This window comes from Flavobacterium sp. 120 (assembly GCF_003633605.1).
GTDB classification, from domain to species: domain Bacteria; phylum Bacteroidota; class Bacteroidia; order Flavobacteriales; family Flavobacteriaceae; genus Flavobacterium; species Flavobacterium algoritolerans.
Map to the genome: position 1 here is coordinate 1,705,081 of NZ_RBKZ01000001.1, position 16,629 is coordinate 1,721,709.

17 protein-coding genes are annotated in these 16,629 nt (G+C 32.2%); 8 read left to right on the forward strand and 9 right to left on the reverse strand.

Annotation, left to right across the window (positions count from 1 at the left end):
* Positions 1-30 precede the first annotated feature (30 nt).
* Together C8C87_RS07330 and C8C87_RS07335 are read right to left on the reverse strand one after the other, a co-directional pair.
* Positions 31-864 carry a universal stress protein gene (locus C8C87_RS07330; RefSeq protein WP_121342124.1) on the reverse strand — a complete coding sequence of 278 codons (834 nt, stop codon included), beginning with the start codon at positions 862-864 and terminating at the stop codon, positions 31-33.
* Positions 865-949: 85 nt separating this feature from the next.
* The gene (locus C8C87_RS07335) at positions 950-1,780 is read right to left on the reverse strand and encodes a universal stress protein (RefSeq protein WP_121342125.1); all 831 of its coding nucleotides are present in this window, start codon (positions 1,778-1,780) and stop codon (positions 950-952) included.
* Positions 1,781-1,958: 178 nt separating this feature from the next.
* Between C8C87_RS07335 and mnmE the strand changes: the two genes are divergently transcribed.
* The 5 genes from mnmE (at position 1,959) to C8C87_RS07360 (ending at position 7,722) form a co-directional block, all read left to right on the forward strand.
* Positions 1,959-3,347, forward strand: coding sequence for a tRNA uridine-5-carboxymethylaminomethyl(34) synthesis GTPase MnmE (mnmE, locus tag C8C87_RS07340; RefSeq protein WP_121342126.1), 1,389 nt, complete (start codon positions 1,959-1,961; stop codon positions 3,345-3,347).
* Positions 3,348-3,778: 431 nt separating this feature from the next.
* Positions 3,779-4,912, forward strand: a complete 1,134-nt coding sequence (locus C8C87_RS07345; protein WP_158589733.1) for a GAF domain-containing protein — start codon at positions 3,779-3,781, stop codon at positions 4,910-4,912.
* 255 nt (positions 4,913-5,167) lie between these two features.
* Positions 5,168-5,650, forward strand: a complete 483-nt coding sequence (locus tag C8C87_RS07350; RefSeq protein ID WP_099715360.1) for a hypothetical protein — start codon at positions 5,168-5,170, stop codon at positions 5,648-5,650.
* Positions 5,651-6,008: 358 nt separating this feature from the next.
* The gene (locus tag C8C87_RS07355; RefSeq protein WP_121342128.1) at positions 6,009-7,151 is read left to right on the forward strand and encodes a saccharopine dehydrogenase family protein; all 1,143 of its coding nucleotides are present in this window, start codon (positions 6,009-6,011) and stop codon (positions 7,149-7,151) included.
* 10 nt (positions 7,152-7,161) lie between these two features.
* A complete protein-coding gene (locus C8C87_RS07360) occupies positions 7,162-7,722 on the forward strand; it encodes a 2'-5' RNA ligase family protein (protein ID WP_121342129.1) in 561 nt (186 codons plus the stop codon).
* A gap of 5 nt (positions 7,723-7,727) precedes the next feature.
* On the opposite strand, the gene C8C87_RS07365 is transcribed toward C8C87_RS07360, so the two are convergent.
* The 6 genes from C8C87_RS07365 to C8C87_RS15840 all read right to left on the reverse strand — a co-directional run bounded on the left by C8C87_RS07365 (position 7,728) and on the right by C8C87_RS15840 (position 12,040).
* A complete protein-coding gene (locus C8C87_RS07365) occupies positions 7,728-8,321 on the reverse strand; it encodes a 2OG-Fe(II) oxygenase family protein (protein WP_099715357.1) in 594 nt (197 codons plus the stop codon).
* A gap of 169 nt (positions 8,322-8,490) precedes the next feature.
* On the reverse strand, positions 8,491-9,954 hold the full coding sequence (locus C8C87_RS07370) for an AAA family ATPase (RefSeq protein ID WP_121342130.1): 1,464 nt from the start codon (positions 9,952-9,954) through the stop codon (positions 8,491-8,493).
* 60 nt (positions 9,955-10,014) lie between these two features.
* Entirely contained in the window at positions 10,015-11,133 is a 1,119-nt protein-coding gene (locus tag C8C87_RS07375; RefSeq protein ID WP_121342131.1) for a VWA domain-containing protein, read from the reverse strand.
* Positions 11,134-11,240: 107 nt separating this feature from the next.
* Complete coding sequence (locus tag C8C87_RS07380; protein ID WP_121342132.1) at positions 11,241-11,624, reverse strand: YchJ family protein; 384 nt, start codon at positions 11,622-11,624, stop codon at positions 11,241-11,243.
* 30 nt (positions 11,625-11,654) lie between these two features.
* Positions 11,655-11,885, reverse strand: coding sequence for a hypothetical protein (locus C8C87_RS07385; RefSeq protein ID WP_121342133.1), 231 nt, complete (start codon positions 11,883-11,885; stop codon positions 11,655-11,657).
* A 2-nt stretch (positions 11,886-11,887) separates the two neighbouring features.
* Positions 11,888-12,040, reverse strand: coding sequence for a hypothetical protein (locus tag C8C87_RS15840; RefSeq protein WP_099715352.1), 153 nt, complete (start codon positions 12,038-12,040; stop codon positions 11,888-11,890).
* A 371-nt stretch (positions 12,041-12,411) separates the two neighbouring features.
* Here C8C87_RS15840 and C8C87_RS07390 point away from each other — a divergent pair, with 371 nt between their 5' ends.
* On the forward strand, positions 12,412-15,252 hold the full coding sequence (locus tag C8C87_RS07390) for a PAS domain S-box protein (RefSeq protein WP_121342134.1): 2,841 nt from the start codon (positions 12,412-12,414) through the stop codon (positions 15,250-15,252).
* Positions 15,249-15,656 carry a response regulator gene (locus tag C8C87_RS07395; RefSeq protein WP_099715350.1) on the forward strand — a complete coding sequence of 136 codons (408 nt, stop codon included), beginning with the start codon at positions 15,249-15,251 and terminating at the stop codon, positions 15,654-15,656. The genes C8C87_RS07390 and C8C87_RS07395 overlap by 4 nt, the downstream gene beginning before the upstream one ends.
* A 33-nt stretch (positions 15,657-15,689) precedes the next feature.
* Here C8C87_RS07395 and C8C87_RS07400 read toward each other — a convergent pair whose 3' ends face one another.
* Positions 15,690-16,235 (reverse strand): hypothetical protein, encoded by a 546-nt coding sequence (locus tag C8C87_RS07400; protein WP_121342135.1) that lies wholly within the window; start codon positions 16,233-16,235, stop codon positions 15,690-15,692.
* 91 nt (positions 16,236-16,326) lie between these two features.
* On the opposite strand from C8C87_RS07400, the gene C8C87_RS07405 reads away from it, so the two are divergent.
* Complete coding sequence (locus C8C87_RS07405; RefSeq protein WP_035672083.1) at positions 16,327-16,572, forward strand: hypothetical protein; 246 nt, start codon at positions 16,327-16,329, stop codon at positions 16,570-16,572.
* The last annotated feature ends 57 nt before the right edge of the window (positions 16,573-16,629 follow it).

Genomic DNA, 16,629 nt, shown 5'->3' on the forward strand with positions numbered 1-16,629 from the left:
TAGATCTCGGGTGAAAACCAATTTAATACACTAATCAACATGAATCGCTAAAATTGGAATATCAAAATTTGTCGCTATTTTTTTTGTCAGACTAGGTTTGAAAATCGCTTCAAAAAAACCTCTTTTATAGGTGAGCATCGTCAAGATATCAATCTCTTTATACATGATAAAGTCCAAAATTGTTTCTTTGACTTCATCGCTCGTTATCACAAAAAACTCTACAGGTTCATTAATAAATTCTTCTTCCCATTTAGCCACAGTATCTTTTGAAACATCAGAATCACTGGTTTTTACATAAAGACATTTCACTTTGGCTTTTGTTTTTTTAGCAATATCCAAAACCATTTTTAGTGCTTTTTTATCTTTGGTTCTAAAACGGGTTGTAAATCCGATGATTTCTATTTTTTTGAATTTTGCTTCAGCTGGTACACACAACATAGGGACATCAATTCCTGAGATTACAGCTCCCGCATTTGTGCCTACAAAAAAAGCATCCCATCCGGTAGCTCCAGAAGTACCCATTATTACAAAATCTATTTTGTCTTCTTTAATCGATCTTTTGATGTTAAAAAGTAAATCTCCATCCATAAGCCTGTGTGCCATTTTAATTTTATCCAGATGACGTTCTTCGGTTATGGCGCGCAATTTTGGGATTTCGTCCTTAAACATATCAAATTGGGACAACTCTAAAGAATCATAAATGACAGCATAATTTTCAGGAAAAAACTGATTGTCATATATTGGCAATTCAAATGTGTGCAATAAAACGAGTTCTCCCTGAACTATTTTTGCAAATTCTAAAGCATGGACAAAAGCATTTGTGGCGACTTCAGAAAAATCTGTTGGAAATAGAATTTTTTTCATTTTATTAAGTATTAAAATAGTTCATTTACTAAAATAAATTACTGAATTATTTTTTTCGATTCTTTAAATAATATCAAAATTAAATTCACTCGTGAATCGCCAGAATAGGCACATTGACATGAAATGCTAATTTTTTTGAAAGACTGATTTCAAATAATTTTTGAAAGAAATTTTTATGATACACATGCATTGCAATCATATTAATTTTATGTAAATCCATGAAATTTAATATTATACCTTCAACATCATCGCCTGAAATGGAATGCAAAGTAATATTGTGGTTTTTAATTAAATCATTCCAATCTTTCATGTAATCATTCTTACCATTATGATGTGGCGATTCTACACGCAAACAATCAATATGGGCCTGAAATACTTTGGCCAAAGCCATAACCCGTATAAAGGATTCAATATCTTCAGGTTTATATTCAGTAATGAAAAGTAAATTTTTTATGGGTTGGTATTTACAACGCTCAGGAATAGCCAAAACAACTGCTTTTACGTCATTCATCACTTTTGTGGCGACAGTCCCTAAAAAAGTCTCTTTTAAACCCGTCGCGCCTTTAGTACCCATGACTATAAAATCTATATTTTCATGCTTCGTAATTTTTTCGATTTCATGAATTAAATTCCCTAAAATTAAAACATGGCTAATTTTTACTTTACCCAAATTATTTTCTTCGGCAATATGCCTTAAAATGGGAACTTCATCTTTGTAGTTTTCAAAATTACTCAACTCTGTAACATCATAAATTTCATGTAAGTATTCTGAAACATTAACATAGTTCGCCTGTGGTAATTGATAAACGTGCATAGTAATAATTTCAGCATCTATAGAATCTGCCAATTTTAATGCGTAAATAAATGCATTTTTAGATACTTCTGAAAAGTCTGTTGGAAATAGAATTTTTTTCATAATATTTACTAATTTACTGCAAATCAATAATCTATATAAATTTACGAAAGAAAAAATAAAATAATATGATAATTATCAGTTTGGCTAATTTTTAACAAAAAATAAAGTTAATGGTTTAATAAGCAGGTCTTGTTGCGTTGTCAATTTTACTTACTTTTGCATAAAATTGAATAAAAATATGATACCTCAAGATTCCATAGTAGCACTGGCAACTCCTTCGGGAGCCGGAGCAATAGCCGTAATTCGAATTTCCGGCGAGGATGCCATTACTATTGGTGATTCTGTTTTTCGATCCATTAAAAACAAAAATTTACTAACACAAAAAACACATACGTTGCACTTGGGCCATATTGTGGACAATAACAAAACTTTGGATGAAGTCTTGGTGTCTATTTTTAAAGGCCCGAATTCTTATACCGGGGAAAACACGATTGAAATTTCCTGCCACGGTTCGACCTATATTCAACAACAAATTATTCAGTTATTGCTCCGAAAAGGTTGTCGCATGGCTGATGCAGGTGAATTTACGCTACGCGCATTTTTAAACGGAAAACTTGATTTATCACAAGCAGAAGCGGTTGCCGATTTAATCTCATCAGACAATGAAGCCTCGCACCAGATTGCGATGCAGCAAATGCGTGGTGGTTTTTCTAATGAAATAGCGAAACTGAGAGAAGAACTATTGAATTTTGCGTCACTAATCGAACTCGAATTAGACTTTGCTGAAGAAGATGTAGAATTTGCCGACAGAACACAATTTCATGAATTATTAAACAGAATTGAATTTGTTCTAAAACGATTAATCGATTCGTTTGCGGTGGGGAATGTCATCAAAAATGGAATTCCAGTAGCTATTGTTGGCGAACCTAATGTAGGGAAATCTACTCTTTTGAATGCTTTATTAAATGAGGAACGCGCCATCGTTTCGGAAATTGCAGGAACAACACGTGATACTATTGAAGATGAATTAGTGATTGGCGGAATCGGATTTAGATTCATCGATACGGCTGGGATTCGTGAAACTCAAGATGTGGTGGAAAGCATTGGAATCAAAAAAACGTTCGAAAAAATAGAACAAGCTCAAGTAGTCGTTTTTCTGTTTGATAGTTCGGAGTTTAAAGTTTCAGGTTTAAAGTTGAAAGTAGAATTGGAGAAAATTAAAAATCAATTTCCATTGAAACCGCTTGTAATTATTGGTAATAAAGCCGACAAACTAGAAGACAGTGAAATCCAAAATATAAAATCTGAAATTCCCGAAATCTTACTTATTTCTGCAAAAGAAAAACTGGGCGTTGAGGATTTAAAAAATCAATTGTTATCATTTGTCAACACTGGAGCATTACGTAATAATGAAACAATTATAACTAATACAAGACATTACGATTCATTACTGAAAGCTTTAGATGAAATACAAAAAGTAAAATACGGACTGGAAACCAACTTGTCCAGCGACTTGATGGCTCTGGATATTAAAGAGTCCTTATATCATTTTGGGATGATAACCGGGCAAGTAACCAATGATGAATTGCTTGGTAATATTTTTGCTAATTTCTGCATCGGAAAGTAGCAAAACAAAAAATCCCAAAACAACATCAAACAAACGAGTTAAGATATTAATAAACGATATCTTAACTCGTTTTTATTTATGCTCTGTTTTGAATACTCCCGGATTAATTTTTTAGCCTAATTTATACAAGTATAACCTAGACAATCAAAGTTATTAATAACGTCTCTTGGTTTTAAATAAGAAGCCTCAACTCGCTATATTCTGTTACAATGCTCTAAATTAAAATTGAGTTTATAATCCGGAAGTTTTTGAATGATTCATATTAATAATCGATTCAATTTTATTGCATAACTAATATTTTATATGAATAAACTGTAAAAAAACTAAAATCACATTAAAAATAATATTTTTATTTAGTAAATTTACTACTTACACAATGTAAAGCATACTTCAGGATTGACATGTATTCTAGAAAAAATAATTTTATAAACATGAATGAGCAATCAAGATTAAAAGAATTATACCGTTACAATATACTCGATACCAAACCCGAGGTAGAGTTAGATGAACTAGCAGAGATTGCATCTATTATTTGCAACACTCCTATCTCATTAATAAGTATGGTTGACAAAAAACGTACCTGGCATAAATCAAAATATGGATTCGATGTTGAAGAGGTCCTTAGAGGAGATTCATTCTGTCAGCATGCATTACACAATTCAAAAGAAGTGTTAGTGGTTGAAGATGCCCAACTAGATGAAAAGTTCAGTAAAAGTCCTTTTACGAAAGGAAATAATGCAATACGTTTTTATGCAGGAGCCCCTCTAGTTACGCCAAATGGCTATGTATTAGGCACCTTGTGTGTAGTAGATACACAACCAAAAACAATATCTGAAGTTCAAAAAAAAGCATTACAAATTCTCTCCAAAAAAGCAATGGAGTATCTTAATTCAAGAAAACTTATACTACTACAAAACAGCAACATAGAATTAAATGCACATAAACTAAAAAAATTAACAGACCTTGCTCCTTGCATCATCTACCAGCTACAAATGTCTGAAAAGGGTAAAATGAAATTTGATTTTTTAAGCGCAGGAATTAATAGTGCGCTTCCATATTTTAGCGCAAAAGTTAAAAAAGAATCTCCTGAATTTTTTTTCGATTATATACATCCCGATGACTTGCCGTACGTAAAACAAAGTATAATAGAATCCACTACTGCTCTAACTGAATGGCACATTGCCTATAGGGTAAAAATTTCTGATAATAAAACGGAATGGCATTTGGCTAGAGCCTTACCTGAAAAAACAAAAGAAAAAACTGTTATTTGGTATGGTACCATTCAAAACATAACTAGTATTATTGAGTACGAAAAGGCAATGGAGCAAATTATGTTTGATATTTCACATGTTTTAAGAAGACCAGTAGCCAATCTTTTGGGATTAACCACCATGATTGAAAATGAAAAATTTAACGAAATAAATTTTAAAGAATATGTTGGTTACATTAAAACAGTATCTGACGAACTCGATAACTTCATAAAAAAATTAAATCAAACATACAGGCAAAAAAATAAAAAAATAATTGGATACAACAGTAACTTGCCCCTAGCTGGAAAAAAATAATAAAATCTGAATAGATTATGACTGAGAAACAGTTTTAATTTATCACCAATTATTTAATGTCTACATCCTAAATATTTGACAGTAAAATCCAAACATTAATATACTTGCTTTTGAGAAGCTTATTGGATTGATAGAAAAGAATGAAAAATTAATATCATTCATTATTTAAATGCCATCAAATCTTTACTACTACAAGCTATTTATGCGTAAATTAGCAATCCTTATTACTTTTTTATAAACTAAACATTTACTATTATGAAAACTCCAGTTCTTTTTTGTTTGCTGTTTGCTTGTATAGGATTCCAAAGCTGTAAAAAAAATCAAAACGAAGAAGTCGTTAAGGCTAAACAAATCCTGGCTGAAAAACCGATAAGTGTCCAATGCTATAAAGCTTTGTATGAAAAGGATACTATAGATTTAAAAATGAACACTTTAAAAAACGGAAAAATAACCGGCGATATGGTGATGAAATTTTTTAACACACCCCAAAAAGTTGGCAAAATTGCAGGAGAATTCAGTGGAGATACATTATTTGCCAGCTATACCTTCATTCAGGGCGATAATAAAAAAGTAACATTTAAAAACCCAATGGCATTTCTAAAACGAGGTAACCAACTTATTTTAGGTAATGGAGAAATGCAAACCACTATGGGTGCAACTTATTTTGTCAAAGGCTCTCCTATAGATTTTGAACGTGTAAAATTTAAATTCACAACTATTGATTGTATCTCTGAATGATAAAACGGATAAGGGAATTCTATGTTTTTTCTGAAACAAATAATTAAACTAAACACATAAAAGTACTCTAGAAATAGAAAAAAGTTATAATTATACTTCTATTTAGTTTAGTATACAACTTATTATGTTTATTTTACTGTACTACCAGGCTATTCAATACAAGTCCGCAGGAATAAGTCCATAAAACAAACCCTTAAACGAGCTTCTTACAGTCGCTGTTTAAGGGTTTGTTTTATAAAAGGCCATACTCCTTTACGGGCTTTTCTTTACTATCCTTGACAGAGAAACTGCACACCCAAACAATCTGATTACCATAAAAATCAAATGATCAACCGCGAAAAAACAGTATCTTTAGTATATGAAAAAACATCACACTATTATTATAGCCGGAGCCGGTGGCATTGCCGAAGCTGTAGGTTTATTATTGATGGAATGGAGCGAAGTAACTCCTAGTCTTTTTATTGGTGACAGAACCCATTCAAAAGCAAAAAAAGTTGCCCAATGGATTCAAGAAGGAACTACAAAATCGGGATTTATTCAAGATTTTCACCTTGCCGAAAAAGACCTTACGGATGAAATGATAGCAATCTTACGTCAAGGAGATATCATTCTAGACTGCTTACCGGGTAGCCAGGCACCACGAATAGCACAGTTTGCCAAAGATTATAAGCTTCATTACGCCAATCTGACGGAATATGTAGCAGAAACAGCAGAAATAATAGCTTTGGCAAAAGATGCCAATACCGGGTTTATACTCCAAACGGGGTTAGCTCCTGGTTATATCGATTTACTCGCAAATGGTCTTTTTCAACAGTTTTGTACTGACTTTGAAGTAGATAAAGTTGATAAATTAGAATTTAAAGTTGGCGCACTGACCAATCATGCCGTTGCACCACATTTTTACGGATTTACTTGGAGTCCCGTGGGCGTAGCTACCGAATATATGGAAGATACCATTGTACTTAGAAACTTTATTAAAACAACCTTACCTTCTTTATCCGAAAGAAAAAACATTATTATTGATGGAATCACCTACGAAGAAGATTTGACTTCAGGAGGAGCCGCAGATTTGCCTGATGCATTATCTGGAAAGGTTTGTTCACTTGATTACAAAACCTTACGTCATCCCGGACATTATGCTTGGATACAAGAGCAAATTACTAATTTAGGAAATACTGCTGACGCAATCAAAGGTTTACAAGAAAAAATGGAAGCTGTAATTCCTCATATTGAAGATGACAAAATTGTTTTGTATGCGGCCGTAGAAGGCAAAGATGCAACTGGAATTTTGCGCAGACGAGAGATTGCAAAATGCATACTTCCACAAAAAGTGGGAAAACATCAATTGAGAGCCATCCAAACAACAACCGCAGCACCACTAGCTCAAGCAGCACAATTATTACTCGAAACTCCTCATAACGGAGTTATTTTGCAAAGCCAAATAGATTCAAAATCTTTTTTAAACGGGAATTATATTTTAAACGTTTACGGAAAAATATAAATGGTAAGGTATGGAAAAACAATATTCTGTTGCGATATATCCTTCGGAAGCAGTTATTGCTTTAGCTAAATCGATGAAAGAACAATTGGCCGAGGAAGTGGGCTGGTATAACAGTAAAAATTCTGTGGCTCATATTACGATTTGTGAATTCATAGCTACTGACGCTTCAATTGAAATTATCAAAAATAAACTAAACCTGTTATGTGATTCTTTTGAACCTTTTGAAATTTACCTGAATGATTTTGATTCATATTCCAATGGCGCTTTTGTTATTACTCCTAATGAAGATTCCAAAATCAAGCTAAAAGTGATAATGAAAAAAGTTACTCAAGCGCTTCGTTCCCTAAAAATGGAAAAAAGTAGTAATCCTCATATATCAATTGGCCGCAAACTTAAACCTGAAAATCTTGAAATAGCAAAACACTTATTTACGACAATAAACACTTCTTTTTTATGTGATACTATTGTTTTGCGAAAATTTGATGATACTATAAAACAGTTTGTAGTAACTGATTCCTTTAAATTCAACAACAATCCAAAAACAGAAGGTATACAGGGAACACTTTTTTAGGAATATTAATCACTCTTCAACCAACCTGTAATACTCATTCTGGTATTTTGGGTTAGCAAAACTTCGTGAACCAGTTCGTCACTTTTAAAGAAAACCGTTTTTCCTTGTGTAGGAGCAATTTTTTGATTGTTATCTGCTTGATGAATCAGCAATTCGCCACCGTCACTTTCTTGCCAATTGCTATTTAAATAACTAATCATAGAGTATTTTCGGCTGGGATTGTTTTTGAATTGATCCAAATGCTTTAAATAAAAATCACCCGATTCATACAACGAATAATGAAATTCATAACCCGTTATTCCTGCATAACAGCTTTGGTTCAGATAGATAATAAATGCTTCTATTTGAGCAAAAAATTCGTTTTCGAATGCGTTGTTGTGCTTTTTATCCAACCAATAAATAGAATCACTTCGTATCGCGCCATCATAAGAAACTTTCTCAGAATTGCCAATTCCTGCTTCCATCAACAGGCTTTTCTGATTCAAAACAATCAAATTTTGTTTTAGATTATTGGCCAAATTGGTACTCAAAAAATGTTCGGATATACCTACCTTATTTTCAATATAAGTAGCAATCAAAGCTTCAAAGCTATTTTCCATGTCTGTTTTATTGACTGCTTAGACGGCCAACGGGACAAGGTAGACTAATAAAAACCGTTAGAGACTGATTATGAAATAAATAAAATTATTTATTTCTAATTCATTCTTTTCATTGTAATAAATTATAAGAAAAAAGGGTTTAGAAATGAATCCAAACCCTTTTAAATACTTATAATTTACTGATAAAGCTTCCGTAAATATCCTTGAACTGATAGCCTTCGGAGAAACGGTCTTTACTCAGTTTCTTGTATTCTACCAATCCCCAAAGAATAAATTCTTTCATGAAAAATTTATCTTCTTTTTCCAATTGCGGTTGGTATTTCTTGATTAAAACTTCAAGTGGCACAATACTTCCAAGGATTCTTTCATATTCCTCATCGGAACAATCATCTAATAATTCGAAACCACTTTCAGCAAAAAACCATTCAATGATATCTGTGTAAGGTGTTTTCTCGTCTTGTTTCTCTAATTTCTCAATTTTTGGAAAATAAGCAGGGAAAAAAGTATGAATGGCATCACCTAATAAATGCTGTGCCACAGCGGCCGCTCCTTCCTGCTCTCCTTCATAAACCAATTCTACTTTACCGGTAATAGCAGGAATAATTCCCATAAAATCAGACAAACGCAAAGTAGTTTTATCTGCCCCTGACTTCAAGGCTCTTCTTTCTGCTGTGCTTAATAAATTCTCAAAAGCCGTGATACTCAATCGGGCACTCACGCCACTTTTGTTATCAATGTATTCGCTTTCTCTTGCTTCAAAACTGATTTGTTCCAATAAATCCCTTGCCAAAGAAGGAACGTAAACCATATCATTTTGTACTGCATCCAGTTTAGCTTCTTGCTCCGTAATAGTTCTCGCAATTTTTATTGTATCTGGGTAATGTGTTAAGATTTGGGAACCTATTCTGTCTTTTAATGGTGTTACAATACTGCCACGATTGGTATAATCCTCTGGGTTTGCGGTGAAAACAAATTGCATTTCCAGTGGCATTCTTAATTTGAAACCACGAATCTGAATATCTCCTTCTTGCAAAATATTAAACAACGCTACTTGAATTCTCGCCTGTAAATCAGGTAATTCGTTGATTACAAAAATACAACGATTGGCTCTTGGAATCATCCCAAAATGAATCACACGATCATCAGCATAAGATAGTTTCAAATTGGCTGCTTTTATAGGATCTACATCTCCAATTAAATCTGCAACAGTAACATCTGGTGTGGCTAATTTTTCAAAAAAACGATCGTTTCGGTGCAACCAGGAAATTGGAGTTTCATCACCTTTAATCTCAATAATATCTTTAGCAAAACGCGAAATTGGTTGTAAAGGGTCGTCATTAATTTCTGAACCAGTCACAAACGGAATGTACTCATCCAATAATTCAATCATTTTGCGTGCTAATCTTGTTTTGGCTTGACCGCGAAGACCTAATAAATTGATGTTGTGACGAGACAAAATAGCGCGTTCTAATTCAGGAATTACCGTATTCTCAAAACCGTGAACGCCTTCAAATGTTGGCTTTCCTGATTTTATTTTTTCTCTTAGGTTGGAACGCAATTCGTCCTTGATCGTTTTGCTTTCGTAACCTGATTTTTTTAATTCTCCGAGTGTTTTTATATTTTCTATTTTCATTTTTTTACTTTATTGTTATTTATGGGATCAACTGAACACTAAAATCTGAATACTGATCACTTATTTAATTCTTTTCTTTCTATTGGTTTCATAATCTTGAAAAATCATTTCGCCCAAACCTTTTAATCCGGTGTAAAACGCTTTTCCTTGATTGGCTTCTGTAAATCGATCGACAAATTGCTGTAAATACGGATCGCTGGCAATCATAAAAGTTGTTATTGGAATGTGCAATTTTCTTGCTTGTTGCGCTTGGGAATAGCATTTATCCACAATATATTCGTCGAGTCCATTACTGTTCATATAATAGGAACCATCTTTTTCACGAACACAACTTGGTTTTCCATCAGTAATCATGAAAATTTGTTTGTTCGTATTTCGTTTTCTGCGGAGAATATCCATGGCTAATTGTAAACCGGCAACCGTATTGGTATGAAAAGGCCCGACTTTTAGATACGGCAAATCTCGGATTGCAATCGTCCAAGCATCATTTCCAAAAACTAATATATCTAAAGTATCTTTTGGATAACGTGTCGTAATCAACTCAGCAAGAGCCATTGCTACTTTTTTAGCTGGTGTAATTCTATCTTCACCATACAAAATCATACTGTGACTGATGTCAATCATCAAAACCGTACTCATTTGGGATTTGAATTGGGTTTCTTCAACAACCAAATCATTTTCGGTCAACATAAAATCAGCAACTCCATTATTGATTTGGGCATTCCGTAAACTTTCGGTCAAAGAAATTCGTTCCAGTCCGTCACCAAAATGAAATTCCCGAAATTCTCCCGTATGCTCATCTCCGTTCCCGGAATGTTTCGTTTTATGATTCCCGCTTCCCGATCGTTTTAAGTTACCAAAAATGTTATCTAAAGCTTGTTGCCGAATGGCACGTTCGGTTTTGGCTGTAATACCAATTCCAGAAGTTCCATCATCTTTGAGTTCATCGCGGATGTACCCTTTTTTCTTTAAATCTTCGATAAAATCATCAATAGTATAATGTTCATCGGTGAGTTTATATTCTTTGTCCAATTCACGCAACCAGTCTATTGCTTCATCAAAATCTCCCGAAGTATGTGTAATTAATTCTTTGAAAATCCCAAAGAGCTTATCAAACGGAGACTGAAATGGGGCTTCGTATTGCTTGAAATAAAATCCTTTTTTATTGTCATTTTTCATAGACTTTAAAATTACATCATTTTAAAATGTTGTCTATACAAACGTTTATTAATTTTTAGTTAAAAACATAAAGACAAGATGTAAACTGGATTTTATTCGAAAAGAAACTAATCAAAAAATTTTCCGTCGACATAAAACCAACTTCCGTTTTCGAGTTTGAAAGTAGAAAATTCGTGATGAATTTGTTTTTGTAGTTTGTTGTCCAAGAAATAAGCTTTGAATTCCACCGTATTTTCTGTAGCAGCGACAATTTCTAATTGAAGCCATTGATTTGAAGTTGCCCAATTCAGAATTTCAGATTTCGAATAGTATTTTCGCTCTGAAATATGGGTTGTTGCCAATAGGTAATCGGCGGCATGGGTTGCGTAAGCCGAGTAGCGGGAACGCATTAATTCTAAAGCTGTTGGTGCTTTTTCAGTTCCATTAATAAATGGTTCACAACATTCATCAAAGTTTTTTGGAGAACCACAATAGCATTTTATTTTTGTCATTTTATATCAAAAACTATTAAGAGCTATACATTACACTTGTCCGTCAAGTGCAATTATCTTTTGCTGCAATTGATTCAATAGTACCTGATACTTACTAATTTCGATTAGATCTTCATCTTCTTCTGCAAAATCCAGCAGTTCATCTAAATCTTCACTGACATCAACTAATTTATTATTAGCCTCTCTCCCATTTCTACTGGCAATCAAATCAATTATTTCCTGAACACCTTTTTTTAGCTCCGCAAATTTATTGTTTTCCATCTTTAATTATTTTCTGAATCCTTAGTCTCGTTAAACTTTTTGGTAATTTGTTTTAGCTTTTCTTTGCGCAACATTTCGGCTTGTTTTACTTTGTCCTGCGCTTTATGCAACTTGTCATTGTGCTTTTTTATATTTCTTTCGTTATTTCTACCCATGTCATTTTTTTTTAAATTATCAAATTAACTATCTAATCTGAGAACTCCTGCAAAGTTCGGGTTATTTATTGAAATTCAAATTGTTTTTAATTGGAGAGTTTAACATTTTGAAAATACTCGGTTTAAACCTCTTTTCTATTGACTCTGATTATTTCTGTTTTTTTTAACAAGACATTATAATTTTTCTTAAAAATATTAGTTTTTATATAATTTTTGATGTGACAATGAATATAAACAATCATATAAGACATTTTAAAAGGCTAAAAACTAAGAATTTAACTATAATACTAAAATATTATGGTGTTCTATTATTTTTATCTATATTTATTTATTAAAAAATTAAGCTTTCTCTATCCCTCCAACTAGCACAAATGGACAATAAAAAATACCCTAAATTTATCAGTTGGTTCTTAAATAAACCGAAAACTACGGGCTTCATTACGTTCTTATTTCTCAGCTATGTTGTAGGATTTCTTGTGTATCAGCAATATCAACTTATAAAAGAAGATGAGCAAAGGGAAATGAACAATATCCTTCATATTGTTAATCAAAATTTAGAGCAATCGCTAAAAAACTGTTACACAACCACCTTAACATTAGCATTAACCATCAATGATAAAGGTATTCCTGAAAACTTTGATTATGTAGGCAAAAAGCTGATGGAATCAAATAATAGTATCAGTGCCGTACAATTGGTTCCAAACGGAGTGATAAAGTATATCTATCCTATGAAGGGTAACGAAGCAGCTATTGGTTTAAATATTTTAAGAACTCCTCATCTTAAAGAGGAAGCTTTGAAATCTGTTGCCTCTCAAAAAATGTATTTTGCCGGTCCTTTAAAACTAAAACAAGGCGGAATGGGAATTGTGGGAAGATTTCCCGTTTTTCGAAACAATATTTTTTGGGGATTTTCTGCTGTAATTATTAAGTTAGAAGATTTATTGAAATCTTCAGGAATTAATACTGTTGATGATTCAAAATATTATTTTCAGTTTTCAAAGGAAAATATAGTCACCAAAAAGGAAGTTTTTTACTTGCCAAACAAAAGTGATTTTTCTAAAAAATACAATATCTCTACAACTATTCCTGATGGAGATTGGAAATTATACTTAATATCTAAACATCAGAATTATTTTTATGCACAAATTATAATCCCTGGCATTATAGGTCTGATTTTAGCTGCGCTTTTTGGTATTTTGATTTATACTTTATTAAAAATTCCAGAAGAACTTCAGTCTCTGGTAAATATTCAAGCCACAAAACTTTTTAATTCTGAAATAAAATTTGAAGCAATTTTTGATCAGGCAGCTGTAGGAATAGCGCATATAGATTCATTTACAGGTAATTTTATTGAGATAAATAATCAATATTGTAAATTATTGGGGTATTCCGAACAAGAAATGAAAGAGAGAAATTTTCAATCGATAACACACCCAGAAGATTTAGAAGAAGATTTAATGAATTTAGAAAAACTCCGAGATGGAAAAATCAAAGAGTATTCTATGGAAAAACGATATTACACAAAAGCAGGTGCCATTATCTGGATAAATCTTACTGTATCGCCACTGTTTAAAAAAGACAAAAAAGTAACGACCCACATTTCTATAGTTGAAGATATTTCATTAAAAAAAGAAGCTCAAAAATTAATCAAAAAAAGTGAAACCCGATTCCAAAGTCTATTTGAAGATTCCCCAATCCCTTTGTGGGAAGAAGATTTCTCCGAAGTTAAAAAGTATCTTCAAAAATTAAATCTTATCAATGAAAGTCCGGAGACCGTTTCTCTTTATCTAAAAATGCATCCTGATGTGGTTCATCAATGTATTGATTTAGTAAAAATCATTGATGTCAATACAATGTGTTTGAGCCTACACAAAGTCAGCACTAAAAACGAATTGATTACTGATCTTTCACAAATCATCGATAAAGATTCGATTCCCGATTTTACAAAACAACTGATTGCCATAACACAAGGTGAAAAACAATTAATTATTGATACCAAAATAAAAAATAAAGATGGCGAATATCGTGACGTAAATTTAAGATGGAATGTAATTCAGGGATATGAAAAATCGCTGGAAAGAATCATAGTTTCCACAGAAGACATTACAGACCGAAAATTATCCGAAAACATAATTCTTTCATCGCAACAAAGAATTGAATCCTTAATAAATACTATTGATGGAATCGTTTGGGAATGTGATGCTAAAACATTTGCCTTTAATTTTATAAGTCAAAAAGCCGAAAAAATATTAGGCTATACCGCAGAAGAATGGCTGTCGAGTAAAACTTTTTGGTCAGACCATATTCATCCGGAAGACAGACAGTGGACAATCGATTATTGTACTTTAAAAACAAAAGAAAATTTAAATCATGATTTTGAATATCGGATGATTGCTAAAAATGGAGCTGTTGTCTGGTTAAGAGATATTGTAAATGTAATTTCCGAAAATGACCAAGCTCTTAGTTTGCGAGGTATAATGATTGATATTACAACTACAAAAGAAGCCGAAAAAGATTTAAATGACTCTTTCAATTTAGTAACCGAGCAAAACAAAAGACTGCTTAACTTTTCCTATATAGTATCTCACAATTTAAGATCGCATACCAGTAACATCGCGTCTATTATGTCATTGATAGAATCTTCGGAATCTGAAGAAGAAAAAGATGAGATGATTCAATTATTAAAATCTGTTTCGAATTCCTTAAACGAAACCATGATTCACCTTAACGAAGTCATAAATATAAGAACCAATATTGGTCTGGTGTCAGAATCATTAAACTTACAGCAATATTTAGAAACTGTTCAAAGAGTGCTTTCTGAACAAATAAGCTCAAAAGATGTTTCTATTTCTACCATCATGCCAGATGATGTGATGATAAATTACAATCCGGCATACCTCGAAAGTATACTTTACAACATAATTTCTAACTCTATCAGATACAGTCATCCAGAACGAAAACCCACGATAATCATTAAGTGGATAACTGATGACGAAAACAAAATCCTTCAGATTTCAGACAATGGTGTTGGGATAGATCTTGTTAAGAATGCTGATAAAATTTTTGGAATGTATAAAACATTCACTAATAATGCTGATTCAAAAGGAATAGGATTATTTATTACAAAAAATCAAATTGATGCCATGGGCGGAAATATCACTGTGGAAAGTGAACCCAATATAGGAACAACATTTAAAATCTATATCCAATGACAAAAAAAGCAATCTGGGTAATCGACGATGATGCAATTTATCAAATCATCATAAATAAAATCATTCAAAGATCTGAAATGTTTTCAACCATTACTTCTTTCAAAAATGGAAAAGAAGCAATAGATGCTTTGCATGATACAGTACATAATAAACCGGATAACACTGACGTACTTCCAGACATAATCCTATTGGATATTAATATGCCAATAATGGATGGATGGGAATTCATGGAAAAAATGGGACTGCTAAAATCTAAATTCAGCAAAAACATCATCGTATATATTGTAAGTTCTTCTATTGCCACTGAGGACAAAAACAAATCAAAAACGTATTCTGATATTTTAGGTTACTTATCTAAACCGGTCACCATGAATGATTTAGAATTAATTACTTCGAATGATTAAAAGACAGCTATTTGAATAAATAATTACTCACCTTTATTTCAATTCTCTTTTTATTTCTTCCAATGATTTATTGGTAAAGATTAATTCATCTATGATTTTTTTTCTTAAAATATCCAAATCATCATAATCAAAATACTTAGCCCAAGAAGTCAGCGTAAATAAATTACGAACTTGCTTAATTCTTTTTGTAGTTTCAAAACTAGTTCTAAGAATGGCTTTATTATCATAATTTGGATTCTTTTTATGCTGATAATTAACCGTTTTCTTCAGATAATTTGCCTCTAAATAATATAATTCATCGAGAGCATTGTCAGGATAAAAATTAGTCCAAGGTGCAAAACCTAATTTTATTTTAGAATCGGTTTCTGGTTCTAATGGTTCTAAACGCCATTTGCTGTTCGCCAATCGTCCCCAATGATTTGACAATCGATACATTCCATCTTTAGTATAAAAATATTTACTTCCTGATTTGCTGTCATATTGAAGTTCTAATCCTTTTATGCTCTCCAAAGACGCTTCGTGAAAGACACAAAAAGTATTTTTGAATGAATTGGGGTTGGGACGAAATATTTTTTCCATTAAACAAAGGTAATCAGAAAGTCTAAAATTGAACAAGACAAGTAATATTTGATTAACTTTGCCAACTAGAATTAGTAAAAATAAATTGATTATGACCAAAGCTTCTGAAGAAAGAATGTTACAAAAAGGTGTTTATACCGGAATTATGGAAAAAGATGAGAACAACAACTTTTTTTGTGGTGAATATCTTTTAGACTATAAAATGGCACAAAAACATACTGTTGGTGATTGGATTACAATAAAATCAATAATTGAAAACCCAAGCGATATCAGTTATAACAAATATCCAAAAAAATCGAAAAACTTCGATAAAGCTAATAATAAACCTCAGCAATAATATTTTTGCATGCTACTTTTTTAAGCAAAAAATAGAAATCAAATTCTTTTTTTTGAA